Here is a 26,232-nt window from a genome sequence, read left to right as displayed (position 1 = left end):
GAAGTGACAGACAACCATCGCGCCGCCGCCGCGCGGCTGCTGGAGGCGTACGCGTCCGGCCGCCCGTGCGAGCCGGTCCGCGACCTGGTCGACGGCCTGGAGGCGGCCTACGCGGTGCAGAGCCTGCTCACCGAGCACTGGCTCGGCGAGGGCAGGCGGATCACCGGCCGCAAGGTCGGGCTGACCAGCAAGGCCGTGCAGGCGCAGCTCGGCGTCGGCTCGCCCGACTTCGGCGTGCTGTTCGCCGACATGGCGGTGCCCGACGGCGCGGAGATCCCGGCCGGCGCGGTGCTCCAGCCGCGCGCCGAGGCCGAGGTCGCGCTCGTGCTCGACCGCGACCTGCCGCACGAGCGCCACACGGTCGCCGACGTGATCGCCGCGACGGCGTTCGCGCTGCCCGCGATCGAGGTCGTCGGCAGCCGCATCCGCGACTGGGACATCACCCTGGCCGACACCGTCGCCGACAACGCCTCCTCCGGCCTGTACGTGCTCGGCAACCGCCCGGTCCCGCTGCGCGACGTGGACCTGCGGCTGGCCGGGATGGTCATCGAACGGCGCGGCGAGCAGGTCTCGACCGGCGTCGGCGCGGCCTGCCTGGGCCACCCGCTGCACGCCGCGGTCTGGCTGGCCGACACGCTGGCCGCGCTCGGCCGCCCGCTCCGGGCGGGCGACACCGTGCTGACCGGGGCGCTCGGCCCGGTCGTCCCGGTGAGTCCGGGCGACGTGCTGGAGGCCCGCATCGACGGGCTGGGCGACGTCCGCGCCGCCTTCGCCGCCGACGACGAGAAGGAGGAGCGGTGAACGCGCTCGCCGAACGCCTGGACGAGGCCACCCTGACCGGCCGCGCCATCCCCCGCCTGACCGACACGGCCGACCTCGACGTGCCCGCCGCGTACGAGGTCCAGCGCGCCCTGATCGAACGGCGGCTGGCCCGCGGCGAGCGGATCGTCGGCGTCAAGATGGGCTTCACCAGCCGCGCCAAGATGGCCCAGATGGGCGTGGACGACGTCATCTGGGGCCTGCTCACCGACGCCATGCTGGTGGAGTCCCGGCTCGACACCGCCGGCCTGATCCACCCGCGGATCGAGCCGGAGATCGCGTTCCTGCTGGACCGGCCGGTGCGCGGCACGGCCGACGTGGCCTCGGCCGTCGGCGGCGTCGCGGTCGGTTACGAGGTGCTCGACTCCCGCTACGAGGGCTTCAGCTTCACCCTGCCCGACGTCATCGCCGACAACGCCTCGGCCAGCGGCTTCGGCGTCGGCCCCTGGCGCCGTCCGCAGGACGCCGGCGACCTCGGCAACCTCGGCCTGGTCATGGAGATCGACGGCCGCCAGGTCGCCGGCGGCTCGTCGGCGGCCATCCTCGGCCACCCGCTGCGCGCGCTGACCGCGGCCGCCCGGCTGACCAGGGCCGCCGGGATCGAGATGGAGGCCGGCTGGATCGTCCTGGCCGGCGCGGCCACGGCGGCGCTGCCGCTGCCCGCCGGGGCGCACGTACGCGTCGGCGCCGCCGGCCTCGGACACGTGGAGGTGACCACCCGATGAGCGACGCGCTGCTGGTCGAGGGCAAGGCCCGGCCCCGCGGCCGGTTCCCGCACGTCAAGCGGGCCGGCGACTTCGTGTTCGTGTCGGGCACCAGCTCCCGCCGCCCCGACGGCTCCTTCGCCGGGGCGAGCGCGGACGAGCTGGGCACCACCAGCCTCGACATCCGCGAGCAGACCAGGGCGGTGATCGAGAACATCGCCGACCTGCTGGCCGCCGCCGGAGGCGGCCTGGACGACGTGGTGAACGTGACCGCGTACCTGGTCAGCATGAACGACTTCGGCGGCTACAACGAGGTCTACGGCGAGTACTTCGACGAGAGCGGCCCGGCCCGCACCACCGTCGCCGTCCACCAGCTCCCGCACCCGCACCTGCTGATCGAGATCTCCTGCACCGCCCTCATCCCCCAAAGGAGCCAGGCATGATCCCCCCCTTCAACCTGAACAAGTGGATCGACGAGCACCAGGACCTGCTCAAGCCGCCGGTCGGCAACGCGCAGATCTGGAAGGACGCCGACCTCATGGTGACGATCGTGGGCGGGCCCAACCAGCGCACCGACTTCCACGACGACCCGATCGAGGAGTTCTTCTACCAGCTGCGGGGCGGCATGGTGCTGCGGGTCATGGAGGAGGAGGGCAAGCCGCCGGTGGACGTGCAGATCGGCGAGGGCGACGTCTTCCTGCTGCCGCCGCACGTGCGGCACTCGCCGCAGCGGCCGGTGCCCGGCTCGATCGGCCTGGTCGTGGAGTTCGCCCGCCCGCAGGGCGCGCTGGACGCCTTCGAGTGGTACTGCGTCAACTGCCACCGGCTGGTCCACCGTGCCGAGGTGCAGCTCCAGTCGATCGTGGACGACCTGCCGCCGGTCTTCCGCGCCTTCCACGAGGGCGACCGCACCTGCCCCCACTGCGGCGCCGAGCACCCCGGCAAGGACTGGCCGGACCACCTGCGGCCGGTGGTCCGGTGACCATGATCGACGTGCACGCGCACGTCTTCCCGCGGATCTCCCGCGAGGAGGCCAGGACGCTCGCCGGGGCCGGCGAGCCGTGGCTGCGCGACGGCATGATGATGAGCGGCGAGGACGACTACCGCCCGGTCACGCCGGAGCTGTGGGACGCCGGGGCCCGCGTGGCCGCCATGGACCGCACCGGGGTGGCCGTGCAGGCGGTCTCCTCGACCCCGCTGCTGTTCGGCTACGCGGCCGACCCGGCCCGCGCCGCCGAGTGGTGCGCCATGGTCAACGACCGCGTGCTCGACCACTGCGCGCAGGCCCCCGACCGGCTGCTGCCGCTGTGCCAGGTGCCCTTGCAGGACGCCGCACTGGCCGCGAAGACCGTCACCGAGGCCAAGGCCGCCGGTCACCGCGGCGTGCACATCGGCAACCACGTCGGCCCGCGCAACCTGGACGACCCCGACATCGTCGCCTTCCTCGCGCACTGCGCCGAGCAGGACATGCCGGTGCTCGTCCATCCCTGGGACATGCTCGGCGCCGACCGCATGCGCGGCCACATGATGCCGTGGCTGGTCGGCATGGCGGCCGAGACCCACCTCGGCATCCTGTCGCTGATGTTGTCCGGGGCGTTCGAGCGGCTGCCGGGCTCGCTGCGGCTGTGCTTCTGCCACGGCGGCGGCAGCTTCGCCTACCTGCTGGGCCGGGCCGACAACGCCTGGCACCAGCGCGACATCGTCCGCGAGCACTCGCCCAGGCCGCCGTCGGCCTACACCGACCGCTTCTACGTGGACTCCGCGGTGTTCGACCCGCGCGCCCTGCGGCTGCTGGTCGAGGTGATGGGGGCCGAGCGCGTCATGCTCGGCACCGACTTCCCGTTCCCGCTGGGGGAGCAGGAGCCGGGCGCGGTCGTGCGCGCTTGCGCCGAGCTGGACGAGCAGGGCCGCGCCGCCGTCCTGGGCGGCAACGCCGCCGCCTTCCTGGGGCTCGGGGGATGACGGTCGCCGAGACGCCGCTCGGGGCGTTGCGCGGCGTCCGGGCCGGCGGCGTGAGCACGTTCAAGGGCGTGCGCTACGCCGCGCCCGCCCGCCGCCTGGCCGCGCCGGAGCCCGCGCGCCCCTGGCGGGGCGTCGCGGACGCCAGCACCCCCGGCCCGCCCGCCCCGCAGCGGCCCGGCCGCATGGCCTGGGTGCCGGGCCTGGAGATCGACCCGGCCACGTCGGCCGAGGACTGCCTGTTCCTCGACGTCTGGACGCCCTCCGCCGAGGGGCGCCGCCCGGTGCTGGTGTTCCTGCACGGCGGCGCGTTCGTCTTCGGCTCCGGCTCCCAGGCGATGTACGACGGCACCGCGCTCGCCCGTGACCACGGCCTGGTCGTGGTGACCGTGAACTACCGGCTCGGCCTGCCGGGCTTCTGGCACGGCGACGGCGTGCCGGCCAACCTGGCGCTGCGCGACCAGATCGCCGCCCTGGAGTGGGTGCGCGCCAACATCGCGGCCTTCGGCGGCGACCCGGCGAACGTCACCCTGGCCGGGCACTCGGCGGGCGGCACCTGCGTGCTGGCCCTGATGACGTGCGCGCCCGGCCTGTTCGCGCGGGCGGCGGCGATGAGCCCCGTCCCGTACGGGTTCCGCACGCCCGCCGAGGCCGCCGACTGGACCTCGGTGGCGCGTTCCGCGCTCGGCGGCGACCCGTACGCCGTGCCGCTCGCCGGGCTGCTGGCCGCCGAGGAGGCCGCCGTACGCGCCTGCGCCCCGGCCGCGGGGCTGCTGCCCGCCGCGCCCGTCGTGGACGGCGAGCTGCTGGCCGTCCACCCGGTGGAGGCCGTCCGGACGGGCGCCGCCGCGCGCGTCCCGCTGCTGGTGACGACGACGGCCGAGGAGACCCGCCTGTTCACCGCGATCGGCCAGGACGGCCTGGACACCGGCGAGCTCTTCGCCGGGCCCGCCCAGGAGCTCGCCGACGCCCATCACGGCCCCGCCGGGCACCACGTCTGCGGGCACCGCTCGCCGATGAGCCACGCCGGGGTCGCCCTGGGCGCCTGCCATCTGGCGGACGTCCCCCTCTACCTCGGCACCCACGGAACCCCGCTGACCGGCACGGGCCCCCAGGTGGACGCCCTGTCCCACTCGATGAGCACCACCTTCGCCCGCTTCTGCCACGACGGCACAGGTCCGTGGATCACCACGGCCGGCCGCGAGGCGGACGGGCTCACGGGCCGTCGGGGGAGGTGAGGGGGTGGCCGGGGAGCGGGGTGGACAGGATCATGGTGCTGGAGGGCGGGCCGTAGACCGCCAGGCGGTCGATCAGGTCCTCGAAGGCGACCATGGAGACGGCCACGATCCGCAGGATGCTGCACACGTCGCCGGTGACCCGGTGGATCTCGCGGACCTCAGGCCAGCCGGCCACCTCGGGGTCGCGCAGCACGCAGCGGGTGCCGTAGCAGGACATGCGGATGAAGGCCGAGACCGGCCAGCCGGCCCGCACCGGGTCCACCGTCGCGTGGTAGCCGGTGATCACGCCCGACTCCTCCAGCTTCCGTACGCGGTCGGCCACCGAGGGCGCGGACAGGTGGACCCGGCGCGACAACTCCTTGAGGGAGAGCCGGGCGTTGTCCTGGAGTTCGCGCAGCAACTCCCAGTCGGTCTCGTCCACGATCACGCCTTCCGTTCGTAAGCCCCAAATCATGATTTATACCGAAAGATAAGCCTATATGGCGATATAGCCTTCTATATGGCATTCCTTCTCCATCATCCCGACGCCATCATGGGGACAGCAAGGCTAAGAGAAGGGCAAGCGTGTGGACGCGACGCGACAGTTAGCAGCAGTGCGGCCGACCACGGCGGAGGAACGCGCCGCAAGAGCCAGGGCGACGGGCGGAGCTCCCACCCTGGACTTCCAGACCCGCACCCCCTACGACGCCTACGTCCGCACCGACGTGCTGCACGACCTGCAGCACCCGATGAGCGACGACGCGGGCGAGATGTCGTTCCTGATGATCACTCAGGTGATGGAGCTGTACTTCAAGCTCATCGCCTTCGAGCTGCGCAACGCGCAGGAGCGGCTGCGGGCCGACGACGTGTGGGCCGCGCTGGACCCGCTCCGCCGTACCGTGCTGCACCTGGAGGGCCTGAACGCGAGCTGGCGCGGCCTGCGCTGGATGACCCCCGCCGACTTCAACCGCTTCCGGGACGAGCTCGGCGAGGCCAGCGGCCTGCAGTCGGCGATGTACCGGCACGTGGAGTTCCTGCTGGGGCTGAAGAACCCGGCCCTGCTGCGCCCGTTCAGACGCCAGGACCGCACCCACCGCGACCTGCTCACCACCCTGGAGTCGCCGAGCCTGTGGGACGACGCCATCGCCCTGCTGGCCCGGCTCGGCCACGACCTCCCCCGCGAGCTGCTGGAGCGTGACTTCGCCGTCGAGCACGAGCCGCACCCGGCCGTCGAGCAAGCCTGGGTCGAGGTGTACCGCGACACCGGCCCCGGCAACGCGCCGCGGCTGCTCGGCGAGGCGCTGACCGACGTGGCCGAGCAGTTCGGCGACTGGCGCTACCAGCACGTGACGGCGGTCCGCCGGTCGATGGGCGCCAAGCCCGGCAGCGGCGGCTCCAACGGCCTGGCCTGGCTGGAACGCAGCATGGCGCGGGTGGTCTTCCCCGAGCTGTGGTCCGCCCGGACCCACATGTGAAGGACGGACGACACGTGATCGACGACTGGAAACCCGCCGAGCAGGACGCCCTGCGCCGCGACCGCGACGACCCGGGCCACCGCGAGCTGTTCCTGATCCCGCCCGCCGACGGCGGCGGCCACCCCGAGTGCGCCTACTTCGCCGGCAACTCCCTGGGCCTGCAGCCCCGGGCGACCGCGGCGGAGCTGGCCGAGGACCTGGAGGCCTGGGCCCGGCTCGGCGTGGAGGGACACCTGGAGGGCGCCCGCCCGTGGCTGCCCTACCACGAGCGGCTCACCGGCCCGGCCGCCCGGCTGGTCGGCGCGCTGCCCGAGGAGACCGTGGTGATGAACTCGCTGACGGTCAACCTGCACCTGCTGATGGTCTCGTTCTACCGGCCGCGCGGCACGCGGACCCGGATCCTCATCGAGGACACCGCGTTCCCCTCCGACAGCTACGCCGTGCGCAGCCAGGCCCGCCTGCACGGCCTCGACCCGGACGAGACGGTGGTCCGGCTGCGTGACGGCCGGGAGGTGCTGGACTACCTGGACCGCGAGGGCGACACGGTCGCGCTGGTCCTGCTGGGCGGCGTCAACTACCTGACCGGCGAGCTCATGGACATCCCGGGGATCACCGCGGCCGGCCGGGCGAGCGGCGCGGCCGTCGGCTGGGACCTGGCGCACGCCGCCGGGAACGTGCCGCTGGAGCTGCACGCGTGGGGGCCGGACTTCGCCGCCTGGTGCTCCTACAAGTACCTCAACTCCGGGCCCGGCGCCCTCGGCGGCGTGTTCGTCCACCAGCGGCACCTGGGCGATCCGGCGCTGCAGCGGCTGGAGGGCTGGTGGAGCACCGAGCAGGCGACCCGGTTCGAGATGGCGCCGGTCTCCCGGCCGCCGGCCAGCGCCGACGCCTGGCAGGTCTCCAACCCGCCGATCTACGCGATGGGCCCGGTACGCACCTCGCTCGGCGTCTTCGACCGGATCGGGATGACCGCCCTGCGGGCCCGCAGCGTACGGCTCACCGCGTACTTGGAGAGCCTGCTCGACCGGGTCACCCCCACCAGGCCGCTCACGGTGGTCACGCCGCGCGACCCCGCCCGCCGGGGCTGCCAGCTCTCCCTGCGCGTCGAGCGCGGCGGCGCGGCCGAGCTGACCCGGCGGCTGCGCCACGAGCACGGGGTGATCGCCGACGCCCGCGAGCCGGACGTCGTCCGCCTCGCGCCGACGCCCCTGTACTCGACCTACCACGACTGCTGGCGCGCCGCCGTCGCGCTGGCCGAGTGCGTCGAGGAGGACCGATGAACGTCACCGTGGTCGGCGCGGGCCTGACCGGCTGCCTGCTCGCCTGCTACCTGGCCCGGCGCGGCCTCGACGTGACCGTCTACGAACGGCGGCCCGACCCGCGCGCCGGGCTCGCCGAGCGCGGCCGGTCGATCAACCTGGCCATCTCCGAACGCGGGCTGGACGCGCTGCGCCGGATCGGCCTGGAGGAGCAGGTCATGGCCGGCGCGCTGCCCATGCGCGGCCGGATGATCCACCCGGTGGACGGGCCGCTGAACTTCCAGCCGTACAGCCACGACGGGGTGCGCTCGATCAACTCCATCAGCCGCGGCGCGCTCAACAACACGCTGCTGGACGCCGCGGAGTCCGCGCCCGGCGTGAAGATCTTCTTCGGGCACCGGCTGACCGGCCTGGACCCGGCGACCGGCGCGATGGAGTTCGACACCGAGGCCGGCCCGGTGCGCGCGACGGCCGGCGTGGTGCTCGGCGCCGACGGGGCCGGCTCGGCCGTACGGGCCGAGCTGGTGGCCCACCGGGGCATCCGGGAGAGCCTGGACTTCCTCGGCCACGGCTACAAGGAGCTGACGATCCCGCCCGTGGCCGGCGAGTTCGCCTTCGACCCCGGCGCCCTGCACATCTGGCCGCGCGGCACCTCGATGATGATCGCGCTGCCCAACCCCGACCGCTCCTTCACCTGCACGATGTTCTGGCCGACCGAGGGCGCGTCGAGCTTCGCCTCGCTGAGCGGCCCGGCCGCGATCGAACGCCACTTCCGCACCCACTACCCGGACGTGCCCCCCCTCGCGCCCGCTCTGGTAGAGGAGTACATGGAGAACCCGGTCGGCCGGCTCGGCACCGTCCGCTGCGCGCCCTGGCAGACGGACGGCCGGGTCGGCCTGATCGGCGACGCCGCGCACGCCATCGTGCCCTTCTACGGCCAGGGCGCCAACTGCGGCTTCGAGGACGTGACCGTGCTCGACCGGTGCCTGACGGAGACCGGCGGCGACTGGTCCCGCGCGCTGCCGCTGTTCGAGTCGCGGCGCAGGGACGACACCGACGCGATCGCCGAGATGGCGCTGGCCAACTTCGTCGAGATGCGCGACAAGGTCGCCTCCCCGGTGCACCGGCTGACCAAGAGCGTGGAGCACCGCCTCGAACGCGCGCTGCCCGGCCGCTACGTGTCGCGGTACGAGCTGGTGTCGTTCTCCACGGTGCCGTACGCGCAGGTCAGGCGGCGGGTCCGGCGGCAGCACCTGCTGCTGGCCGGGGCCGCCGGGGCCGGGGCCGCGCTGCTGGCGGCGGGCGCGGCCGGGCTCGCCCGGCTCACCTCCCGCCGGTCCGGCGGGAGGTGAGGGTGGAGAACCGTGCCGTCCTGACCCGCCCGGCGCCCGGCCCGCTCCGGACCCTGCGGTACGGGGCCGACGCCGACCAGGTGATCGACCTCTGGCCGGGCGAGGGACCCCTGGTGGCGCTGGTGCACGGCGGGTTCTGGCGCCCGGAGTACGACCGGACGCACCTGCGGCCCATGGCCAACGCGCTGCACCGGGCGGGGTGCGGCGTGGCCGCCGTCGAGTACCGCCGCAGGCCGGGAGATCCGGCGGCGGCGGTCGCGGACCTGCGGGCCGCGGTCGGCCTGCTGCGTCCCTCGGTGGTCGTCGGCCACTCGGCCGGCGGTCATCTCGCCATGTGCGCCGCGCCGGACGGGACCGCCGTCCTGGCCCTGGCTCCGGTCGCCGACCTGCGGCTGGCCGCGCGGCTGGACCTCGACGACGGCGCGGTGGCCGACTTCCTCGGCGGGCCGCCGGACGACCATCCCGGCCTGGACCCGGTACGCCTGCCGGACCGGACGGGCCCGCTGGTGATCGTGCACGGCACGGCGGACGAGCGGGTCCCCGTCCAGGTCTCGGAGTCGTACCTGGCGGCCCACCCGGGGACGTCGCTGGTGCGCGTCCCGGGGGCGGGCCATTTCGTGCTCATCGACCCGGAGAGCCGTACCTGGCCGCTGGTCAGGCGTGAGCTGACCGCTCTTCTGCCCGCCTGACGGCGTCCGCCGCGAGCAGGGCCGCGCCGAGCTGCACCGCGACCAGCGAGCGCAGCGGGATCGGCGTGCCCTGCGCGTCGGCCTCGGCCTGCTCGAACCACTCGTCGAAGCGCGCGCCGAGCCGGGCGCGCTCGGCCCGGACGGCGGGCGTCGCGTTGCCCGCGGCCAGCTCGGCGTCCAGCATGCGCAGGTAGGTGCCGCAGTACCGCAGCCTCATGGAGTGCACGAGCTGCCGGCCGCCGACCACCTCGGCCACCGTGGCCGGGCGGTCGGTGCCGGGCAGGTCCTCCCACTCGCTGATGAACTCGTCGTGGGCGCCGACGAAGTCCTCCAGCGCCCGGCGGAAGGGGGAGGACACGGTCAGGTCGCCCTTGGCGCGGGCGAGCGAGGCGGCCAGTTCCCCGATCAGCTCGCGCTGCCCGGCCAGGAAGTCGCGGATCGTCTCGTGGTACTTCTGGCCGGTCGGGGTCTGGTCGGCGACGCGGGGGTCGGCCCAGTAGGGCAGCTCGGCGATCAGGTGCAGGGCGCCGAAGCGCTCGGCGTAGTCGACGCTGCCGCCGCCGATGCCGTACGTCGCGGCGATGTCGGCGCCGCGCGGCGTCAGGTAGGCCGCCGGCGCGATCTGGACGGCGCCCGGCAGCTCCGGCGGGCCCATGTGCAGCGGCAGGCCCTCGGCCGTGGCGATGGCGGTCAGGCGGGCGGCGAGCGCGGGGTCGTTGCGGCTGAGGTAGTAGAAGGCGCCCTGGAGCTCGCCGTTGTGCAGGGAGTAGACGAGGGCGGGCCGCACCTCGTCCATCAGCCGCATCAGCGCCTCGGTCTCCGGCAGCGTGCGGTCGAAGAAGTAGTCCTCGCCGGTCAGCGGGAAGGTCCATTCGACCTGGTCGGCCTCGGCCGGGCGGTAGAAGTGCTCGGCGTAGGCGCGGCGGTCGCTCGGGCGGGCGTACCAGCCCTCGTTGAGCCGGGCGCCGTCGGGGTCGACGCAGGGGACGAGGTGCCAGCGGAAGCCGAAGTCCTCCCGCAGCGCGGCGTCCTCGACGAGCTGCCGCAGCAGCGTGCTGACGGTGAGCGCGCCGATGGGCTCGTTCGGGTGGGGGCCGCCGATGATCACGGCGTCATGGGGGCCCGCGCCGATGGTGGCCACGCGCAGCGGCTCGCCGAGGCGGGAGGTGCCGATGCGGCGCAGGCGCACCAGGTCGGGATGGGCGGCGGCGAGGTCGTCGAGCTCGGCGTGCATCTGGTCCACCGTCGGGAACGCGGTGAAGTCGGGCACGCGGCTCATGTGGGGGGCGACGTCCATTTCGGGCCTCCTGATAATCTGGATTATTCTAGTAAATCAGATTATCTTTACGGCATGCAGGAGATGTCATGCGGCTGACCAGAGCGGAAAGCAAGGCCGCCAACAAGCGCGCGCTGATCGAGGCCGCCCGCGAGATCGTCGGCAGGGACGGCTCGAAGGCCAAGCTGGAGGACATCACCGAGCTGGCCGGTCTGACCACGGGGGCGGTCTACTCGTTGTTCGGCGGCAAGAACGGGCTGATGGCCGCCATGGTCGACGACTACGTCGGCCCGCTCGACCTGCGCGCGCCCGAGACCGGCGGGTTCGGCACCCGGCTGGCGGAGGTCGTGGCCGAGATCGCCCGCCGCTACCTGCGCATGTCGGCCGACCCGCAGGCGGCCGGCCGCATGTTGTTCGAGGCCCGCGTCCTCGACCTCGTGCTCAACGACCCCGACCTGCACCGCAGGCTCAACACCTCGATCAGGTCGACCGAGGTCGAGTTCGCCGCGCTGTTCACCGGCCGCGAGCACGGCGGGGCCGCCGTCACCGAAGGCCAGGCGCTGCGCCTGGCCCGCGCGCTGTCGGCGCTGCTATCCGGGCTCGGCCAGAGCGTCGTGCTCGGCGCCCACGAGGCCGACGAGGAGTTCTTCGTCGAGACCGCCCTGGCGCTGATCACGCCGACGGTGCTCGGACCGGCCTAGATCACGGCCGGGGTTCGGGGGGACCACACGGCCGCACGTCACCCCACCCCGAAAGGCAGAACCATGTCCAGATCCGGCTTCGGCGTCATCGGCGCGCCGGTGTTGTACATCGGCGTCCTCCAGACCATGGAGATGACGCTCTCGCCCGCGCTCCCGCTCGTCCAGCAGGACCTGGGGGCCTCGCCCGGCGCGCTCGCGTGGATCTTCACCGGCTCGCTGATCAGCTCGGCGATCAGCACCCCCATCGTCGGCCGCCTGGCCGACATGTACGACAAGCGGCGCGTGCTGCTGGCGCTCAGCGGCGCCGGGGTCCTGCTCTCCGCCCTGGCGCCGAACATCACCCTGCTGATCGCCGGCATGGCGATCGAGGGCATCTGGCTGGGCGTGCTGCCCCTGACCGTCGGGTTGTTCCGCGACACCCTCACCCCCGAGCGCGCCGCCACCGGCAACGGCCTGGTCGTCGGCGTCGCCGCGCTGGCCAGCGCACTCGGCCTCATCCTGGCCGGGCCCATCACCTCGGCCCTCGGCTACCGGTCGCTGTTCCTGCTGGCCGTGGCCGGCGTGGCGGCGGCCGCCCTGCTGGCCTGGTTCACCGTGCCGTCCACCCCGCGCGCGGCCGGCGGTCGCGTCGACTGGGCGGGCGGGCTGCTGCTCGGCGGCGGCGTGGCCCTGGTCATGCTGGGCCTGACCGCCGTCTCCAGCTGGGGCTGGACGTCCCCGGCCACGCTCGCCCTGTTCGCCGCCGCCGTGCTGACGCTGGGCCCGTGGGTGGTCGTCGAGCTGCGCGTCGCCGACCCGCTCGTGGACCTGCGGCTGCTGGCCGGACGCACCCCGGCCGGGGTGACCGCCATGGGGGTGCTGCTCGGCTTCGCCTCCTTCGGCCTCGTCGTCGCCCTGCCGATGATGCTGGCCGCGCCCGTCGGCACCGGGTACGGCCAGGGCGCCGACACCCTGTGGATCGGCATCTACATGTTCCCCATGGGCGTCGCGGGCACCGTGATCGCGCCGCTGGTCGGGCCGATGACCAGGCTGCTCGGGCGGCGGGCGGTGCTGGTGCTGGGCAGCGTGCTCGTCTGCGCCGGGACCGGCGGGCTGGCCCTGTGGCACTCCGCGCCCTGGCAGGTCATGGCCGCGGTGACGGTCATCGGGCTCGGCGCCTCCATCGGGCTCACCGCCGGGCTCAACGCCGTGGCCGCCGACGTGCCGGGCGAGCGCGCGGCCGGGGTCAGCGGCGTGGTCTTCGTCGCCAAGAGCATCGGCGGCACGTTCGGGGCCCAGTTCGGGGCCATGGTGCTGGCCTCCGGCGCCGTCGCGGGGGTGCCCACCGAGCAGAGCTTCGTCGACACGTACCTGCTGTCGGCGGCGCTCGGCCTGCTGGCCGTCGCCGCCGCCTTCGTGATCCCGGCCACTGTGCGGAAGACGCAAGAGGGGGAGACGGTTTCTGCCCTGGCGACGAAGCCGTCCGTCCGCCCCGGTGAAAGCCTGTGACGATGACGAACGTCTACATCTCCATCGACATGGAAGGCGTGGCGGGCATCGCCACCATGGACCAGGTCTCCCGCGCCGGCCACGGCTACCCGCGGGCCCAGCGCCTGATGACCGCCGAGGCCAACGCCGCCATCGAGGGCGCGTTCGCGGCCGGGGCCGCCAGCGTCCTGGTCAACGACAGCCACGGCACCATGGACAACCTGCTGCACGAGGAGCTCGACCCGCGCGCCCGGCTGATCTTCGGCACGCCCAAGCTCGACTGCATGGCCGAGGGCGTCTCCGCCGAGCACGACGTGGCCATGTTCCTCGGCTACCACGCCGCCGCCGGCTCCCCCGGCGTGCTCGCCCACACCTACTCCTCGCACTTCTACGAGGTGCGGCTCAACGGCGCCATCGTCTCCGAGGCCGAGGTCAACGCCCTCCAGGCGGCCGCCGTCGGCGTGCCGGTGGGGCTGCTCACCGGCGACGACGTCATCTGCGACGTCGCCGGCAAGGCGTTCCCGGGGGTGCGCACGGTCGCCGTCAAGATCGCTCACGGGCACACCGCGGCCGACAGCCTCTCGCCGTCCGAGGCGCGGCGGCTGATCAAGGAGGCGGCGGCGGAGACCGTGCGCTCGGCCGGGGAGCTGCGGCCGGTCGAGCTGCCCGGCGTGCTGGAGCTGGAGATCGACATGCCCACCACGCCCGCCGCCGAGCTGGGCGAGCTGGTGCCGGGCGTGCGCCGGATCGCCGACAAGACGCTCGCGGCCACCTTCACCACCCCGAGGGAGGTGCTCGGATGCGTGACGACCTGCTACCACCTGGCGGCGGACGCCATGATCGCCAGGATGGCCCTGTACGGCAGACCAACCAGGTAGCCCCCAGGTTTGCCGCTCCGGACAAGCGTTTCGAACCCGGACATCCAGATACTTGAACGATGGATTTTGAGCAGGTAGAACGCGCGCTCGACGCCCTTCCCGGCCTCCGCTCCGGCGGGCCGGGTCTGGCCGTCGGGGTCTACGCCGACGGCAAGGTGCTGCACACCGCGGCGAGGGGCGTGGCCACCGTCGAGTTCGGCGTCCCGATCGACTCCCGTACCCGCTTCGACATCGCCTCCATCAGCAAGCAGTTCACCGCCGCGTGCCTGCTGCTGCTGGCCCGCGACGGCAGGCTGAGCCTGTCGGACGACGTCCGCGAGCACGTCCCCGAGCTGCGGCTCGACGTGCCCGTCACGCTCGACCAGTGCCTGCGGCACACCGGCGGCCTGCCGGAGTGGTACGGCCTGCAGGCCGTCACCGGCGTCCCGTTCACCCTGATGGACGAGGAACGGCTGATGAAGCTCGTGGCGGGCATGCGCCGGACCACGTTCGAGCCCGGCACCCGTTTCTCCTACTCCAACACCGGCTACGTCCTGGCCGCCGTCGTGATCCGGCGGCTCACCGGCCGGTCGCTGGCCGACTTCGCCCGCGAACGGCTCTTCGAGCCGCTCGGCATGGACGACACCGTCTTCCGCGACGACGCCTCCGTCCCGCTGCCGCGGATGGCCTACGGCTACGACGGCGCCGGCGCGCGGGCCGACACGCAGGAGAGCGCGGTCGGCGACGGCGGCCTGGTGACCGGCGTCGCCGACCTCGCCCCCTGGTTCGGCTTCCTGGCCGACGGCCGGGTGCTGGGCGCCGACGTGCGCAGCGCGCTGCTGGAGCGCACCACGCTCGCCGACGGCGCCGTCCTGCGGTACGCCCGCGGCATCTGCCACCTGACCGTCGGCGATCTGGACGGGTACGGCCACGCCGGCGGCATGCACGGCTACGTCGGCAACCTGCTCCACCTGCCGGAGCCCGGCCTCGGCGTGGCCGTCCTCACCAACCACAGCGGCCTGGACCCGGTCGGCCTCAGCCTCCGCCTGGCCCGCGCCCTCACCGGCCAGGAACCGGCCCCCCGTCCGGCCCCCGCCCCCCGGGCCGACGCCGAGGCGGCGCGGCCCGCCCTGCTCGGGCACTGGTACGACCCGGAGACCGACGCCACGCTCACGCTCGAACCCGCCGGCGACGACGACGGCGGCAAGATCGCCCTGACCGGCGCCCTCGACCTCGAACTCGCCCTCGACGACGACGGCCGCTGGTACGCCCAGGTCCCGGCCGGCCGGATCTGGATCGTGCCGGAGGACGGGCGGCTGCTGTTCGGCCACGACGGGTCGATCCGATGGCCGCACGTGTACGAGCCGTGCGACCCGCCGGGGGAGGAGCCCGCCCCGCGAGGCGCCTGGCTCAACGACGAGACGGGCGTGCTCGCCGTCATCGACGAGGGGACCCTGCGCGTCGGCCTCACCTTCCAGGCCCCCGTGGCCCCCGCACCCGCCGGGACGTGGCGGGCGGGCCCGTTCACCCTGCGCCTCGACGGGGACGGCGACCTGCTGCTCAGCGGCTTCGGCCTGCTCGGCCTGCGCTTCGCCGCCCAGCCCGAGGGCACCGCGCCCGTCGGCATCCCCCCTGGTCTGGTCTAGGGCCGTGTTGGCCTGCAGCACGAGCCGGGGCGCGCAGAGTTTGGCTGCCGGGTCAGTGAACGAGGGAGGCCGGGCTTCTAGCGTCCGACTATTCCCCCCGCTCACTCCCCGAGGTGGTTCCATGACATCCGCAACCGCACTCGCCAGGCTCGCCACGGGCGCTCTGCTCGTGCTGGTGGCCGGCTGCGCCGGAGCCGCGAGCTCCGGCGCGGCCCCCGACACGCTCCGCTGGGCGACGGGGACGGCCCCCAACAGCCTCGACATCGCCCACGGCTTCAACGACGCCTCCACGACCGTGCAGTTCGCCGTCCTCGACACGATGGTGACCCTCGGCCCGGACGGCCGGGTCATCCCGAGCATCGCCGCCTCCTGGACCCATCCCGACCCGCGCACGTACGTCTTCACCCTGCGCGAGGGCCCGAGGTTCAGCGACGGCACGCCGGTCACCGCCGAGGACGCCGCCTACTCCCTGACCCGCCACCTCGACCCCGCCGTGACCTCCCAGGCCGCCAGCTACGTCACGCAGGTCAAGAAGGCCGAGGCCACCGGCCCGCGCACGGTGAAGGTCACCCTGAGCAAGCCCAGCGCCAGCTTCCTGGCCACCGCCGCGCTGGCCTGGCAGATCGTGCCGAAGAAGCTGGCCGCCGCGCACCCGAAGGACCTCGGCTCGCCCGAGGTCGGCACCCTCGGCTCCGGCCCCTTCAAGGTCACGAAGTTCTCGCTCACCTCGGGGGTGACGCTGGAACGCAACGACCTGTACTGGGGCCCCAAGCCGGAGCTGCGCAGGATCGAGATCAAGGCGATCGGCGACCCCGAGACGCTGCGCCTGGCCGTCTCCTCCGGCGAGGTGGACGGCACCAACGAGATCCAGGTCAGCGAGACGCGCAAGTGGAGCGCCCTGCCCGGCGTCACGACCTCCTTCTACCCGGCCAACAACATCGCGTACCTGTCACTCGGCGTGCGCGAGGGGCCGCTCAAGGACGTGCACGTGCGCCGCGCCATCGCCCACGCCCTCGACCGGGAGGCGCTGGCCACGCTCATGACCAGCGGCCACGGCGGCATCGCCGACCTGATGCTGCCCAAGCCGCAGCTCGCCGCCCTGTACGGCGGCAAGCTGCCCAAGCTGCCCGCCTACCCCCACGACGTGAACGCCGCCAAGGCCGAGCTGGCCAAGTCGGCCCACCCTCAGGGCTTCACCCTGGCCGCGCCGTACGACAGCGGCAGCGACGACGTCAAGGCGCTCCAGGCCATCGTCGCCGACCTGGCGGTGATCGGCGTCAAGCTCGACCTCCAGCCGCTGCCCACCGAGCAGTACCGGCAGCGCATGTTCAGCCACCAGGACACCCCGCTGCAGCTCGTCGACCTGCTCTACGGCACCCCCGACCCGGGTGAGGTGCTGCCCGACCTGGTCAGCCGCGCCTCGGCCGGACCTCAGGGCTTCAACTTCAGCGGCTACGGCTCGCCCGAGATGGACGCCCGGCTCGACGACCTGGGCAAGCTCGAGGGAGCGGACCGTGCCGCCGCCGTCACCGAGGTGCTGACCGAGATCGCCGACCAGGTGCCGTACGTGCCGCTCTACACCAAGGAGGCCGCCGTCGCGCTGCGCAAGCGGTTCACCGGCCAGTTCGGCACCTGGACCATGAACGTCTTCAGCACCATCCGCCCGGCGGCCGGTGTCTGATGGCCTTCGTCGCCCGCCGCCTGGCCGCCGCGCTGCTCCTGCTCGGCGTGCTGTCCGTGCTCACCTACGCGCTGCTGGCGCTCGCCCCGGGGGATCCGGAGCAGGTCCTGCTCGGGCCGCGGCCCTCCACCGCGGAGTCGCGCGCCGCCGTCCGCGCGCAGTACCACCTCGACGACCCGCTGCCCGTCCGCTACGCCACCTGGCTCGGCGACGCCGTGCGCGGCGACTTCGGGGCCTCCCTCTACAGCCGCGAACCCGTCACCAGCGTCATCGCCGACCGGCTGCCCGTCACCGCCGGCCTGGCCGCCTACGCGATCATCCTCACCCTCGCCGTCGGCCTGCCCGCCGGGCTGGCCGCCGCCATGCGCAGGGGCGGCCCGCTGGACCGGGGCATCACGCTCTCCGCCCTCGTCGGCCTCGCGATCCCGCCGTTCGCGATGAGCATCCTGCTGCTGTACGGCTTCGCCGTCACCCTCGGCTGGTTCCCCGTCTTCGGCGCGGGCGAGACGTTCGCCGAGCGGGTCGCGCACCTGACGCTGCCCGCGATCGCGCTGGCCACCGGGCAGGCGGCGGTCGTCATCAGGCAGATGCGGGCGGCCGCGCTCGACCTGGCCGGGCAGGACTTCATGACCTTCGCCCGGGCGCGCGGGGTCGGCCGCGCCCGCTACTGGATCGGGTACGCGCTGCGCAACACCGCGCTGCCCGTCCTCACGGTCGGCGGCCTGCTGCTGGCCGCCAACCTCACCGGCGCGCTGTTCGTCGAACGGGCCTTCGGGCTGCACGGCGTCGGCGAGCTGCTCGTCAGCGCCGTCGGGCAGAAGGACCTGCCCGTCGTCCAGGCGCTCGTCCTGATGGGAGGCGCCGTGGTGGTCGCCGTCAACCTGCTGATCGACCTGGCCTACCTCGCGGTGGACCCGCGGGTGCGTCACGGGGCGGTGGCCGCGTGAGCGTCGTGACGGGGACCGTGCGCCTCGGCGGACGGGCGCGGCGGCTGCGCCGGGCCAGGCCGGGGCCGCTGACGCTGCTGTCGGGCGGGATCCTCGCCCTGATGGCGTTCGCCGCCCTGTTCGGGACGTGGATCGCGCCCTACGACCCGGCCGCGCAGGACCTCGCGCTCGGCGCGACGATGCCGAGCTGGGCCCACTGGGCGGGCACCGACGAGCTGGGCCGGGACGTGTTGTCGCGCTGCCTGGCCGGAGCCCGCTCGGCGCTGCTGTGGCCGCTCGTCGTCGCGCTGGGCACATGCGCGATGAGCACCTCGCTCGGGCTGCTGGCCGGCTACCGCCGCGGCTGGATCGACGCCGTCATGATGCGGGTGGTCGACCTGCTCATCGCGATGCCGGGGCTGCTCATGCTGATCGTCCTGGTGGGCGTGCTGGGCGGCGGCATCGGGTGGGCGGTGCTGGCGATGGCGGTGCTGTTCACGCCCGGCGACATCCGGGTGGTGCGCAGCCTCACCATGGCCCAGCGCGAGCTCGCCTACGCCGAGGCGGCACGTACACTCGGGCTCAGCCGCGGCCGCATCATGTTCAGGCACCTGCTGCCCAACATCGCGCCCACGGTCGTGGCCGGCGCGCTGCTCAGCTTCGTCGCCGCGCTGGTCGCGCTGTCCGGCCTGTCCTTCCTGGGCATCGGGCTGCCCGCCGGCACGCCCGACTGGGGGCTGATGATCGAGGAGAACCGCGGCCTGCTCGACCTCAACCCGTGGGCCGCGGTGGTGCCCGCCGCGCTGGTCACCGTCGCCGCCACCGCCGCCACCCTGCTGGGCGACCAGCTCTTCGAGAGGCTCTCCGATGCTTGAGACACGCGACCTGCGGGTCGTCGGCGACCGGGTGCTCGTGGACGGCGTGGACCTGACGGTCGCCGCGGGCGAGACCGTCGGGCTGGTCGGCGAGTCCGGCAGCGGCAAGTCCCTGACCGCCCGCGCCCTCGTCGGCCTGCTCCCGCGCGGCCTGCGCGCCGAGGGGTCGGTCGAGGTCGGCGGCGCGCAGCTCGTCGGCGCGTCCGAGCGGCTGCTGCGCGGCGTGCGCGGACGACGGATCTCGCTGCTCATGCAGGACCCCTTCGCCATGCTCAACCCGCTGCGCACGGCCGGCGCGCACATCGCCGAGACCCTGCCCGGCCGCACGTCCCGGCAGGAGCTCGCGCGCAGGCTGGCCGAGGTCGGCATCGACGACCCCGCCGTGGCCGGGCGTTACCCGTTCCAGCTCTCGGGCGGCATGCGGCAGCGCGTCGCCCTGGCCGCCGCGCTGGCCGGCGACCCCGAGCTGCTCATCGCCGACGAGCCCACCACCGCGCTGGACGCCACCACCCAGCACGAGATCCTGGCGCTGCTGCGCCGCGTCCAGGAGGCGCGCGGCATGGGCGTGCTGCTCATCACCCACGACCTGCGCGTGGCGTTCGCCGTCTGCGACCGGGTCGCGGTGATGTACGCCGGGCGCGTCGTCGAGCAGGGGCCGGGCCCGGAGCTGGCCGCGGAGCCCGCGCACCCGTACACCGCGGGGCTGCTGGCCGCGCTGCCCTCGGCGGAACGCACGCTGGAGCGCCTGGTGGGCATCCCGGGCGCCGTGCCGCGGGCGGACGCGGTCGCCGACGTCTGCGCGTTCGCCACCCGCTGCGACCGGGCCGCCGACGCCTGCACCGCGGCCAGGCCGCCGTTGCGCCCGATCGGCCCCGACCGGCTGACCGCCTGCGTGCACGACACCGCCGGAGCCGCCCGTGTGGAGCTGCGCGAGGCCGCGCTCCCCGCCGCCCCGGCCGCCGACGAGCCGCTGCTGCACATCGAGGACCTGCGCAAACGGTACGGCGCCCACACCGCGCTCGGCGGCGTGAGCCTGCACGTGAACCCCGGCGAGACCGTCGGCCTGGTGGGGGAGTCGGGCTCGGGGAAGACCACGCTGGCCCGGTCGGTGCTCGGCCTGATCACCCCCGACGGCGGCCGGATCCGGCTCGCCGGTCTCGACGTCACCGACCGCGCCGCCCTGGACCCGCGCGACCGCGCCCGCGTGCACCGGCTCGTCCAGTGCGTCTTCCAGGACCCCTCCACCTCGCTCAACCCCGCCATGACCGTCGGCGCGACGCTGGCCGAGGCGATCGCCAGGGCCGCGCCCGCCGACCGGATCGGCGTGGGCGAGCTGCTGGAGCTGGCCGGCCTGCCCGCCGCGTACGCCGCCCGCCGCCCCAAGGCGCTGTCCGGCGGCGAACGCCAGCGCGTCGCCATCGCCCGCGCCCTGGCCGTCCGGCCCGCGCTGCTGATCTGCGACGAACCGGTCGCCTCCCTGGACGTGTCGGTCCAGGCGCACGTGCTCGAACTGCTGCGCGGCATCGGCCGGGAGCTGGGCACCGGGATGTTGTTCATCACCCACGACCTGGCGGTCGTCCGCCAGGTCGCCGTCAGGACCGTGGTGCTGCTGAAGGGCGCGGTCGTGGAGGAGGGGACGACCTCGGCCGTCCTGGACGCCCCGGCCCACGACTACACCAGGCGCCTGGTGGCGGCCGTCCCCTGACATGACCGACGAATCTCGTACCCGGGAAAGGTAATACCCGCATGCACGACCTCATCCTGCGCGGCGGCACCCTGCACGACGGGTTCGGCTCGCCCGCCCGTACCGCGGACGTGGCCATCGGTGGCGGACGCGTCACCGCGACCGGCCGCGACCTCGGCCGGGCCGCCCGCGTGGTGGACGTGGACGGCATGGTCGTCGCGCCCGGCTTCATCGACCCGCACAGCCATTCCGACACCGTGCCGTTCATGGCCGGTGCGCAGCCGTTCAAGCTGTGGCAGGGCGTCACCACCGAGATCATCGGGAACTGCGGCTTCTCCTGCGGGCCGGCCGACCCCGAGTCGGCCCATTTCACCCCCGGGATCTTCGGCGAGCACGCCTTCACCACCTTCGGCGGCTACCTCGACGCCGTGGAGCGGGAGGGCACGACCAACAACCTGGCCGCGCTCGTCGGCCACAACACGCTGCGCACGGCCGTCTGCGGCATGGACGCCGCGCCGCCGCCCGGGGCGCTCGACCGGATGACCGAGCTGGCCGAGGAGGCGTTCGCCGCGGGCGCGTGCGGGTTGTCCAGCGGCCTGGAGTACGTGCCGGGCGCCTACGCCGGCACCGGCGAGCTGATCGCGCTGGCCCGCGCGGCCCGGCGCTGGAACCTCGTCTACGCCACCCACCTGCGCAGTGAGAGCGAGGGGCTGGCCGACGCGCTGGACGAGGCCGTCGAGGTCGCGGCGGCGGCCGGGGTGCGGCTGCAGGTCTCCCACTGCAAGGCGTCGGGCCGGGCCGTGCACGGCTCGTCGGCCATGCTGCTGGACAAGCTGACGGCCGCCCGGGTCCGGGGCGTGGACGTGCGGGCCGACGTGTACCCGTACCGGGCGTTCTGCACCGGGCTGGTCGCGCTGCTGCCACCCGCCGCGTGCGAAGGCGGCGAGCCGGAGCTGCTCAGGAGGCTGGCCGACCCGGCGGAACGGCGGGCGCTGCGCGCGCTGGCCGAGGATCCCGAGCGCACGACCGGCGTCGGCCTGTGGCGGGAGACGCACCCCGAGGACGTGCGGCTGCTGCGGCACTCCTCCGCCGCCGTCACCGGCCGCTCGCTGGCCGACCTGCTGGACGGCCGCGAGCCCTGGGACGCGCTGTGCGACCTGCTCATGGCCGACCCGCACGCCGACGGCGTCTTCCACACCATGCACGACGACGACATCACCCGGATCATGCGGCACCCCCTCGTGTCGATCGGCTCCGACGGCGGGCCCCCCGACGGGCCGACCCACCCGCGCACGTACGGCACCTTCCCCACCTTCCTCGGCGAGTACGTGCGCGAGCGCGGGCTCGTGCCGATGGCCGAGGCGATCAGGAAGGTCGGCTCGGCCACCGCGGCCCAGTTCGGCCTGGCCGACCGGGGCTGGCTGGGCAGGGGAGCGGTGGCCGACGTGTGCGTGTTCGACCCCGCCGCCATCCGCCACGACGGCACCTACGACGAGCCCGCCACCCGCCCGGCCGGCGTCACCCACGTGCTCCTGGGCGGCCGCATGGTGATCGACGACGGCGAGTTCACTGGCGGCCGGCACGGACGCCTCCTGCGCGGGGGGCGGGCGTGAGCGGCCAGGGCCGGGTGACGCTCGGCGTGCTGCTCGACAGCCTCGGCGCGGAGACGGTGAGCGCGCTGTGCCTGCCGTCCGGCCGCCAGGCGATGGTGGGCGCGCCGGTCATCCACGGCTCCGACGAGCCGCTGGCCGCCTACGCCGGGGCGCTGCTGCTGGCCACCGGCAGGCCGGAGCCGTCCCTGCTGGAGAGCGCGGCCGGGGCGGGCGTGAGCGCGGTCGTCGTCCGGGCCGGGATCGGCGACGCCGCCGCGCTGACCGAGGCGGCCCGCGGCGCGGGCGTGGCGTTGCTGGCCGCCGCCCCCGGCCTGGCCTGGGGCCAGCTCTACGCCCTGGTGGACGCCCTGCTCGCGCTCGTCGCCCCGGCCGCGGACCTGGGCGGCGGCCAGGCGGGCGACCTGTTCGCGCTGGCCAACCAGGTCGCCGCCCGCGTCGGGGGCGCCGTGGCCATCGAGGACCTGGCCATGCGCGTCCTGGCCTACTCCACGATCGGCCAGCCGATCGACGACCTGCGCAGGGAGGGCATCCTCGGCCGGCGCGTGCCCGAGCACCCGACGAACGCCGAGGAGTACGCCGCCGTCCTGCGCTGCGAGGGGGCCGTGTGGAGCCACGAGCCGCGCGAGTACCTGCCCCGGCTGGCCATCGCGGTCCGCGCCAGGGGCGAGGCGCTCGGCACGATCTGGGCCATCCAGGCGGACGAGCCGCTCGCGCCCGACGCCGAGGCCGTGCTCGCCGAGGCCGCCAGGACCGCCGCCCCGCACCTGGCCCGCCTCAGCCTGGCCGCCGACGAGGCCCGCCGGACCAGGGACGAGTGGGTGGGCCGGCTGCTGCGCGGCGCAGGCCCCGCCGGGGAACTGGCCGCCTCCTTGGGCCTGCGCCCGGACGAGCCGGTCAGGGTGGTGGCCGCCGGGGACCCGGCCGGGCGGACCGACGTCTTCGCCGCCACGCACGCCGCCGACCTGCTGCGCACCGCCTACGCCGTCTACCGGATCAGGGCCGCCGTCGGCGCCGTGGACGGCCGGACGTACGCGATCGTGGCGGCCGGCGCCGGGACCGCGCTGCTGCGCCGCGTCACCGCCGAGACCCTCGGCCGGATCACCGACCGGCTCGGCGGGCACTGGCGGGCGGGCGTCGGACGGGTCACGGCCTCGCTCGCGCAGGTCCCGGCCGCCGCCCGGCAGGCCGAGGAGGCCCTGCGCGCGATGGGCGGCCCGTTCGCGGGCGGCGAGGTGGGCCTGCACGAGGAGCTGGCCGCCGCGCTGTTCCTGCTGGACGCGGCCGCCTCGATGCGGTCCGGCCCGGGGCTGACGGGCGAGCCGCTGTCCCTGGTGGCCGAGCACGACGCCGGGCACGGCACCGACTACGTCCGCAGCCTGCGGGCCTGGCTGGCCGCCCACTACGACGTGCCCAGGGCGGCCGAGGCGTTGTCGCTGCACCCCAACACGCTCAGGTACCGGCTGCGCCGCATCGGCGAGCTGATCGCGCTCGACGAGCCCGACGTCCGGCTCGTGCTGGGCCTTCAGCTGCGGCTGGCCGAGATCGGGGCGTCCGGCGCGGGCGACGGTCAGAACCCGGCGTCCGGCACAAACGGCGGCGGCTGAAGTTGGGCTTGCGCGCCAACGATCCGGCGGCGGTCCGGCGGAATGCTGGTGCCATGCTCGATATCCGCATCCTCCACGGGACCTCCGAGTTCCAGGCCGCCGACCGGCTGCTGCGCCGCGTCTGGAACACCAGGGCGGGCGACGACCCGCCGGTGGCCGTCGACCTCATGTGCGCCCTTGAGCACACCGGCGGTTACGTCGGCGGCGCCTTCCTCGACGGCGTGCTCGTCGCCGCCGCCTCCGGGTTCCTCGCCGAGGGGGGCAGCCTGCACTCCCACGTCGTGGGCGTGGCCGCCGAGGCGCGGGGCCGGGGGATCGGCCAGGCGATCAAGGCGCACCAGCGCACGTGGGCCGCCGAACGCGGCCTGAACTCCATCTCCTGGACCTTCGACCCGCTCGTGCGCCGCAACGCCTTCTTCAACCTCGCCCGGCTCGGCGCGCGGGCCGAGCGGTACGTGCCCGACTTCTACGGGCCGATGAACGACGGCATCAACGGCGGCGACGTCACCGACCGCCTGTTCGCCCACTGGCCCGTCGACCCGGCCCCCTCTCCGGAGCGGTCGGCCCCGGGCGAGACCCGGAAGGCCGAGGTGATCCTCGACGAGACCGGGGCGCCGCGCGAGCCGGGCGGCGCGGCCGTGCTGCGCTGCGCCACGCCCGCCGACGCCGAGCGGCTGCGGCGCGAGCAGCCCGCGGAGGCCGCGCGGTGGCGGGCCGCCCAGCGGGCCGCCCTGGGCGGCGCGCTCGCCCGCGGCTACCGGATCGCCGCCTTCACCAGGGACGGCTGGTACGTGCTGGAGCGCGCGGCATGAGGATCGCCGAAGCCGAGCTGCGCACGGTCGCGCTGCCCCTGATCACCCCGTTCCGCACCTCGCTCGGCACGCAGACCGTGCGCCGGGCGCTGCTGGTGCGGGTGCGCGGCGCCGAGGGGGAGGAGGGCTGGAGCGAGTGCGTGGCCGACGACGAGCCCACCTACAGCCCCGAGTATTTGGAAGGCGCGGCCGACCTCATCCGCCGTTTCCTGCTGCCCGCCCTGTTCGCGGTGCCGAGCCTCGACCCGGCCGGCGTCGGGCCCGCGCTGGCGCACCTGCGCGGCCATCCGATGGCCAAGGCCGCCGTCGAGACGGCCGTCCTGGACGCCGTGCTCAGGGCACGCGGCCTGTCGCTGGCCGCCCACCTGGGAGGGGTGCGGTCCAGCGTGCGCGTCGGCGTGTCCGTCGGCATCGCGGACACCCTCGACGACCTGCTCGACACCGTGGACCGGCACATCGGCGCCGGGTACGCCCGGATCAAGCTCAAGATCGAGCCCGGCTGGGACCTGGAGCCGGTGCGGCTGGTGCGCGAGACGTTCGGCCCCGGCCTGATGCTCACCGCCGACGCCAACACCGCCTACACCCCCGCCGACGCCCGCCACCTGGCCCGCCTGGACGCCTACGGCCTGACCATGCTGGAGCAGCCCTTCGCCCCGGACGACCTGGACGGCCACGCCCGGCTCGCCGCCCGCATGGACACCCCGATCTGCCTGGACGAGTCGATCACCTCGGCCCGCTCCGCCACGGCCGCGATCCGGGCGCGCGCCTGCTCGATCATCAACATCAAGCCCGGCCGGGTCGGCGGCTACCTGGAGTCCCGCCGGATCCACGACCTGGCCCTGGCCGCGGACGTGCCGGTGTGGTGCGGCGGGATGCTGGAGACCGGGCTCGGCCGGACGGCGAACCTGGCGCTGGCCAGCCTGCCCGGCTTCACGCTGCCGGGCGACATCTCGGCGACGGCCCGCTACTACGAGCGTGACATCACCGCGCCGATCGAGCTGACCGGCGACTCCATCGTGGTGCCCGACGGCCCCGGCGTCGGCGTCACGCCGGACCCGGACGCCCTGGCGGCCTTCACCACCGACCCGCCCGTCCGCGTCACCCCCGCCGGGTGAGACGGTCGGGCGTGGGCTGACCGGACGTTGTCACTCCTGCTCGACGAGGTGGTCGAGCAGGACCTGGCTGATGTCGGCGAGTTGCCGCAGCTGTTCCGCGGTGAGCAGGTCGACCAGGTGCTCACGGACGCTGGCCACGTGCGTCGGGGCGGCCGCCCGGAGCGCGGCGTGCCCGTCGTCGGTGAGCACGGCCAGCCACCCGCGCCGATCGCCGGCGTAGTGCTCCCGGCGCACCCACCCCTTCTGCTCCAGCTTGTTGACCGCGTGCGAGATGCGGCTCGGCTTGGAGTTGGTCCACTGCGCCAGCTCGCTCATGCGCATCGTGCGCCCGGGGGCCTCCGACAGCAGGACGAGCAGCTCGTAGTAGGTGGGCGGCATGTCGGCGGCCGCCATCAGGTCGCGTTCCAGGCGGTCGGTCAGCAGGCGGGTGGCCAGCCCGAACCTGCGCCACGCCTGCTGTTCGTCGTCGTTGAGCCAGCGGGTCATGCCCCGATCGTACTG

General features: G+C 74.5%; 25 protein-coding genes. 22 read left to right on the top strand and 3 right to left on the bottom strand.

Features of this window, described 5'->3' with window-relative positions:
• The first annotated feature begins 3 nt into the window (after positions 1-3).
• The 6 genes from ACWEJ6_RS28945 to ACWEJ6_RS28920 are packed head-to-tail and all read left to right on the top strand — an operon-like array spanning position 4 to position 4,720.
• Positions 4-801, top strand: a complete 798-nt coding sequence (locus tag ACWEJ6_RS28945) for a 2-keto-4-pentenoate hydratase (RefSeq protein ID WP_387674220.1) — start codon at positions 4-6, stop codon at positions 799-801.
• A complete protein-coding gene (locus ACWEJ6_RS28940; protein ID WP_452427755.1) occupies positions 798-1,544 on the top strand; it encodes a 2-keto-4-pentenoate hydratase in 747 nt (248 codons plus the stop codon). Before ACWEJ6_RS28945 ends, ACWEJ6_RS28940 begins: the two co-directional genes overlap by 4 nt.
• Positions 1,541-1,966 (top strand): RidA family protein, encoded by a 426-nt coding sequence (locus ACWEJ6_RS28935; RefSeq protein WP_357981716.1) that lies wholly within the window; start codon positions 1,541-1,543, stop codon positions 1,964-1,966. The genes ACWEJ6_RS28940 and ACWEJ6_RS28935 overlap by 4 nt, the downstream gene beginning before the upstream one ends.
• A complete protein-coding gene (locus ACWEJ6_RS28930) occupies positions 1,963-2,505 on the top strand; it encodes a 3-hydroxyanthranilate 3,4-dioxygenase (RefSeq protein WP_357981713.1) in 543 nt (180 codons plus the stop codon). The genes ACWEJ6_RS28935 and ACWEJ6_RS28930 overlap by 4 nt, the downstream gene beginning before the upstream one ends.
• Positions 2,506-2,507: 2 nt before the next feature.
• Positions 2,508-3,485, top strand: coding sequence for an amidohydrolase family protein (locus tag ACWEJ6_RS28925; protein WP_358299626.1), 978 nt, complete (start codon positions 2,508-2,510; stop codon positions 3,483-3,485).
• Entirely contained in the window at positions 3,482-4,720 is a 1,239-nt protein-coding gene (locus ACWEJ6_RS28920) for a carboxylesterase family protein (protein ID WP_452427752.1), read from the top strand. The genes ACWEJ6_RS28925 and ACWEJ6_RS28920 overlap by 4 nt, the downstream gene beginning before the upstream one ends.
• Here ACWEJ6_RS28920 and ACWEJ6_RS28915 read toward each other — a convergent pair.
• Entirely contained in the window at positions 4,698-5,141 is a 444-nt protein-coding gene (locus ACWEJ6_RS28915; protein WP_452427750.1) for an Lrp/AsnC family transcriptional regulator, read from the bottom strand. The genes ACWEJ6_RS28920 and ACWEJ6_RS28915 overlap by 23 nt on opposite strands.
• A gap of 172 nt (positions 5,142-5,313) precedes the next feature.
• Here ACWEJ6_RS28915 and ACWEJ6_RS28910 point away from each other — a divergent pair, with 172 nt between their 5' ends.
• From ACWEJ6_RS28910 to ACWEJ6_RS28895, 4 genes are read left to right on the top strand one after another with little or no spacing between them, the layout of a single operon-like run.
• Positions 5,314-6,174: a tryptophan 2,3-dioxygenase gene (locus ACWEJ6_RS28910; protein ID WP_452427748.1), complete on the top strand. Its 861-nt coding sequence runs from the start codon at positions 5,314-5,316 to the stop codon at positions 6,172-6,174.
• 14 nt (positions 6,175-6,188) lie between these two features.
• A complete protein-coding gene (gene kynU / locus ACWEJ6_RS28905) occupies positions 6,189-7,454 on the top strand; it encodes a kynureninase (RefSeq protein ID WP_452427746.1) in 1,266 nt (421 codons plus the stop codon).
• Entirely contained in the window at positions 7,451-8,785 is a 1,335-nt protein-coding gene (locus tag ACWEJ6_RS28900; RefSeq protein ID WP_452427744.1) for an FAD-dependent oxidoreductase, read from the top strand. The genes kynU and ACWEJ6_RS28900 overlap by 4 nt, the downstream gene beginning before the upstream one ends.
• A gap of 2 nt (positions 8,786-8,787) precedes the next feature.
• Positions 8,788-9,474 (top strand): alpha/beta hydrolase family protein, encoded by a 687-nt coding sequence (locus tag ACWEJ6_RS28895; RefSeq protein ID WP_352355203.1) that lies wholly within the window; start codon positions 8,788-8,790, stop codon positions 9,472-9,474.
• Here ACWEJ6_RS28895 and ACWEJ6_RS28890 read toward each other — a convergent pair.
• A complete protein-coding gene (locus ACWEJ6_RS28890; RefSeq protein ID WP_452427742.1) occupies positions 9,440-10,771 on the bottom strand; it encodes a M14 family zinc carboxypeptidase in 1,332 nt (443 codons plus the stop codon). The genes ACWEJ6_RS28895 and ACWEJ6_RS28890 overlap by 35 nt on opposite strands.
• 68 nt (positions 10,772-10,839) lie before the next feature.
• Here ACWEJ6_RS28890 and ACWEJ6_RS28885 point away from each other — a divergent pair, with 68 nt between their 5' ends.
• The 12 genes from ACWEJ6_RS28885 to menC all read left to right on the top strand — a co-directional run bounded on the left by ACWEJ6_RS28885 (position 10,840) and on the right by menC (position 25,731).
• The gene (locus tag ACWEJ6_RS28885; protein WP_452427740.1) at positions 10,840-11,451 is read left to right on the top strand and encodes a TetR/AcrR family transcriptional regulator; all 612 of its coding nucleotides are present in this window, start codon (positions 10,840-10,842) and stop codon (positions 11,449-11,451) included.
• A 63-nt stretch (positions 11,452-11,514) separates the two neighbouring features.
• Complete coding sequence (locus tag ACWEJ6_RS28880; protein ID WP_452427738.1) at positions 11,515-12,939, top strand: MFS transporter; 1,425 nt, start codon at positions 11,515-11,517, stop codon at positions 12,937-12,939.
• Between the two features lie 2 nt (positions 12,940-12,941).
• Complete coding sequence (locus ACWEJ6_RS28875; protein WP_387674189.1) at positions 12,942-13,796, top strand: M55 family metallopeptidase; 855 nt, start codon at positions 12,942-12,944, stop codon at positions 13,794-13,796.
• 59 nt (positions 13,797-13,855) lie between these two features.
• The gene (locus ACWEJ6_RS28870; RefSeq protein WP_452427736.1) at positions 13,856-15,421 is read left to right on the top strand and encodes a serine hydrolase domain-containing protein; all 1,566 of its coding nucleotides are present in this window, start codon (positions 13,856-13,858) and stop codon (positions 15,419-15,421) included.
• 121 nt (positions 15,422-15,542) lie between these two features.
• Entirely contained in the window at positions 15,543-17,102 is a 1,560-nt protein-coding gene (locus ACWEJ6_RS28865) for an ABC transporter substrate-binding protein (protein WP_452427734.1), read from the top strand.
• Positions 17,102-18,049 (top strand): ABC transporter permease, encoded by a 948-nt coding sequence (locus ACWEJ6_RS28860; protein ID WP_352325726.1) that lies wholly within the window; start codon positions 17,102-17,104, stop codon positions 18,047-18,049. The genes ACWEJ6_RS28865 and ACWEJ6_RS28860 overlap by 1 nt, the downstream gene beginning before the upstream one ends.
• Positions 18,046-18,903 carry an ABC transporter permease gene (locus tag ACWEJ6_RS28855; protein WP_352355187.1) on the top strand — a complete coding sequence of 286 codons (858 nt, stop codon included), beginning with the start codon at positions 18,046-18,048 and terminating at the stop codon, positions 18,901-18,903. Before ACWEJ6_RS28860 ends, ACWEJ6_RS28855 begins: the two co-directional genes overlap by 4 nt.
• Entirely contained in the window at positions 18,896-20,608 is a 1,713-nt protein-coding gene (locus tag ACWEJ6_RS28850; protein ID WP_452427731.1) for an oligopeptide/dipeptide ABC transporter ATP-binding protein, read from the top strand. The genes ACWEJ6_RS28855 and ACWEJ6_RS28850 overlap by 8 nt, the downstream gene beginning before the upstream one ends.
• A gap of 41 nt (positions 20,609-20,649) precedes the next feature.
• Positions 20,650-22,200 carry an N-acyl-D-amino-acid deacylase family protein gene (locus ACWEJ6_RS28845; RefSeq protein WP_452427729.1) on the top strand — a complete coding sequence of 517 codons (1,551 nt, stop codon included), beginning with the start codon at positions 20,650-20,652 and terminating at the stop codon, positions 22,198-22,200.
• Positions 22,197-23,804: a PucR family transcriptional regulator gene (locus ACWEJ6_RS28840; protein ID WP_452427727.1), complete on the top strand. Its 1,608-nt coding sequence runs from the start codon at positions 22,197-22,199 to the stop codon at positions 23,802-23,804. The genes ACWEJ6_RS28845 and ACWEJ6_RS28840 overlap by 4 nt, the downstream gene beginning before the upstream one ends.
• Positions 23,805-23,857: 53 nt before the next feature.
• A complete protein-coding gene (locus ACWEJ6_RS28835; RefSeq protein ID WP_452427725.1) occupies positions 23,858-24,616 on the top strand; it encodes a GNAT family N-acetyltransferase in 759 nt (252 codons plus the stop codon).
• A complete protein-coding gene (menC, locus tag ACWEJ6_RS28830) occupies positions 24,613-25,731 on the top strand; it encodes an o-succinylbenzoate synthase (protein WP_452427723.1) in 1,119 nt (372 codons plus the stop codon). The genes ACWEJ6_RS28835 and menC overlap by 4 nt, the downstream gene beginning before the upstream one ends.
• Positions 25,732-25,761: 30 nt before the next feature.
• Here menC and ACWEJ6_RS28825 read toward each other — a convergent pair whose 3' ends face one another.
• A complete protein-coding gene (locus ACWEJ6_RS28825; RefSeq protein WP_452427722.1) occupies positions 25,762-26,217 on the bottom strand; it encodes a MarR family winged helix-turn-helix transcriptional regulator in 456 nt (151 codons plus the stop codon).
• Positions 26,218-26,232 lie beyond the last annotated feature (15 nt).

It is taken from the genome of Nonomuraea sp. NPDC004702 (assembly GCF_053601695.1).
This window is presented reverse-complemented; position numbering and strand designations above follow the sequence as displayed.

Coding starts and splice junctions, on each gene's coding strand:
- ACWEJ6_RS28935 (WP_357981716.1), top strand. CDS start 1,541: ATGAGCGACGCGCTGCTGGTCGAGGGCAAGGCCCGGCCCCGCGGCCGG.
- ACWEJ6_RS28930 (WP_357981713.1), top strand. CDS start 1,963: ATGATCCCCCCCTTCAACCTGAACAAGTGGATCGACGAGCACCAGGAC.
- ACWEJ6_RS28925 (WP_358299626.1), top strand. CDS start 2,508: ATGATCGACGTGCACGCGCACGTCTTCCCGCGGATCTCCCGCGAGGAG.
- ACWEJ6_RS28920 (WP_452427752.1), top strand. CDS start 3,482: ATGACGGTCGCCGAGACGCCGCTCGGGGCGTTGCGCGGCGTCCGGGCC.
- ACWEJ6_RS28900 (WP_452427744.1), top strand. CDS start 7,451: ATGAACGTCACCGTGGTCGGCGCGGGCCTGACCGGCTGCCTGCTCGCC.
- ACWEJ6_RS28890 (WP_452427742.1), bottom strand. CDS start 10,771: ATGGACGTCGCCCCCCACATGAGCCGCGTGCCCGACTTCACCGCGTTC.
- ACWEJ6_RS28885 (WP_452427740.1), top strand. CDS start 10,840: ATGCGGCTGACCAGAGCGGAAAGCAAGGCCGCCAACAAGCGCGCGCTG.
- ACWEJ6_RS28880 (WP_452427738.1), top strand. CDS start 11,515: ATGTCCAGATCCGGCTTCGGCGTCATCGGCGCGCCGGTGTTGTACATC.
- ACWEJ6_RS28875 (WP_387674189.1), top strand. CDS start 12,942: ATGACGAACGTCTACATCTCCATCGACATGGAAGGCGTGGCGGGCATC.
- ACWEJ6_RS28870 (WP_452427736.1), top strand. CDS start 13,856: ATGGATTTTGAGCAGGTAGAACGCGCGCTCGACGCCCTTCCCGGCCTC.
- ACWEJ6_RS28865 (WP_452427734.1), top strand. CDS start 15,543: ATGACATCCGCAACCGCACTCGCCAGGCTCGCCACGGGCGCTCTGCTC.
- ACWEJ6_RS28860 (WP_352325726.1), top strand. CDS start 17,102: ATGGCCTTCGTCGCCCGCCGCCTGGCCGCCGCGCTGCTCCTGCTCGGC.
- ACWEJ6_RS28850 (WP_452427731.1), top strand. CDS start 18,896: ATGCTTGAGACACGCGACCTGCGGGTCGTCGGCGACCGGGTGCTCGTG.
- ACWEJ6_RS28845 (WP_452427729.1), top strand. CDS start 20,650: ATGCACGACCTCATCCTGCGCGGCGGCACCCTGCACGACGGGTTCGGC.
- ACWEJ6_RS28835 (WP_452427725.1), top strand. CDS start 23,858: ATGCTCGATATCCGCATCCTCCACGGGACCTCCGAGTTCCAGGCCGCC.
- menC (WP_452427723.1), top strand. CDS start 24,613: ATGAGGATCGCCGAAGCCGAGCTGCGCACGGTCGCGCTGCCCCTGATC.
- ACWEJ6_RS28825 (WP_452427722.1), bottom strand. CDS start 26,217: ATGACCCGCTGGCTCAACGACGACGAACAGCAGGCGTGGCGCAGGTTC.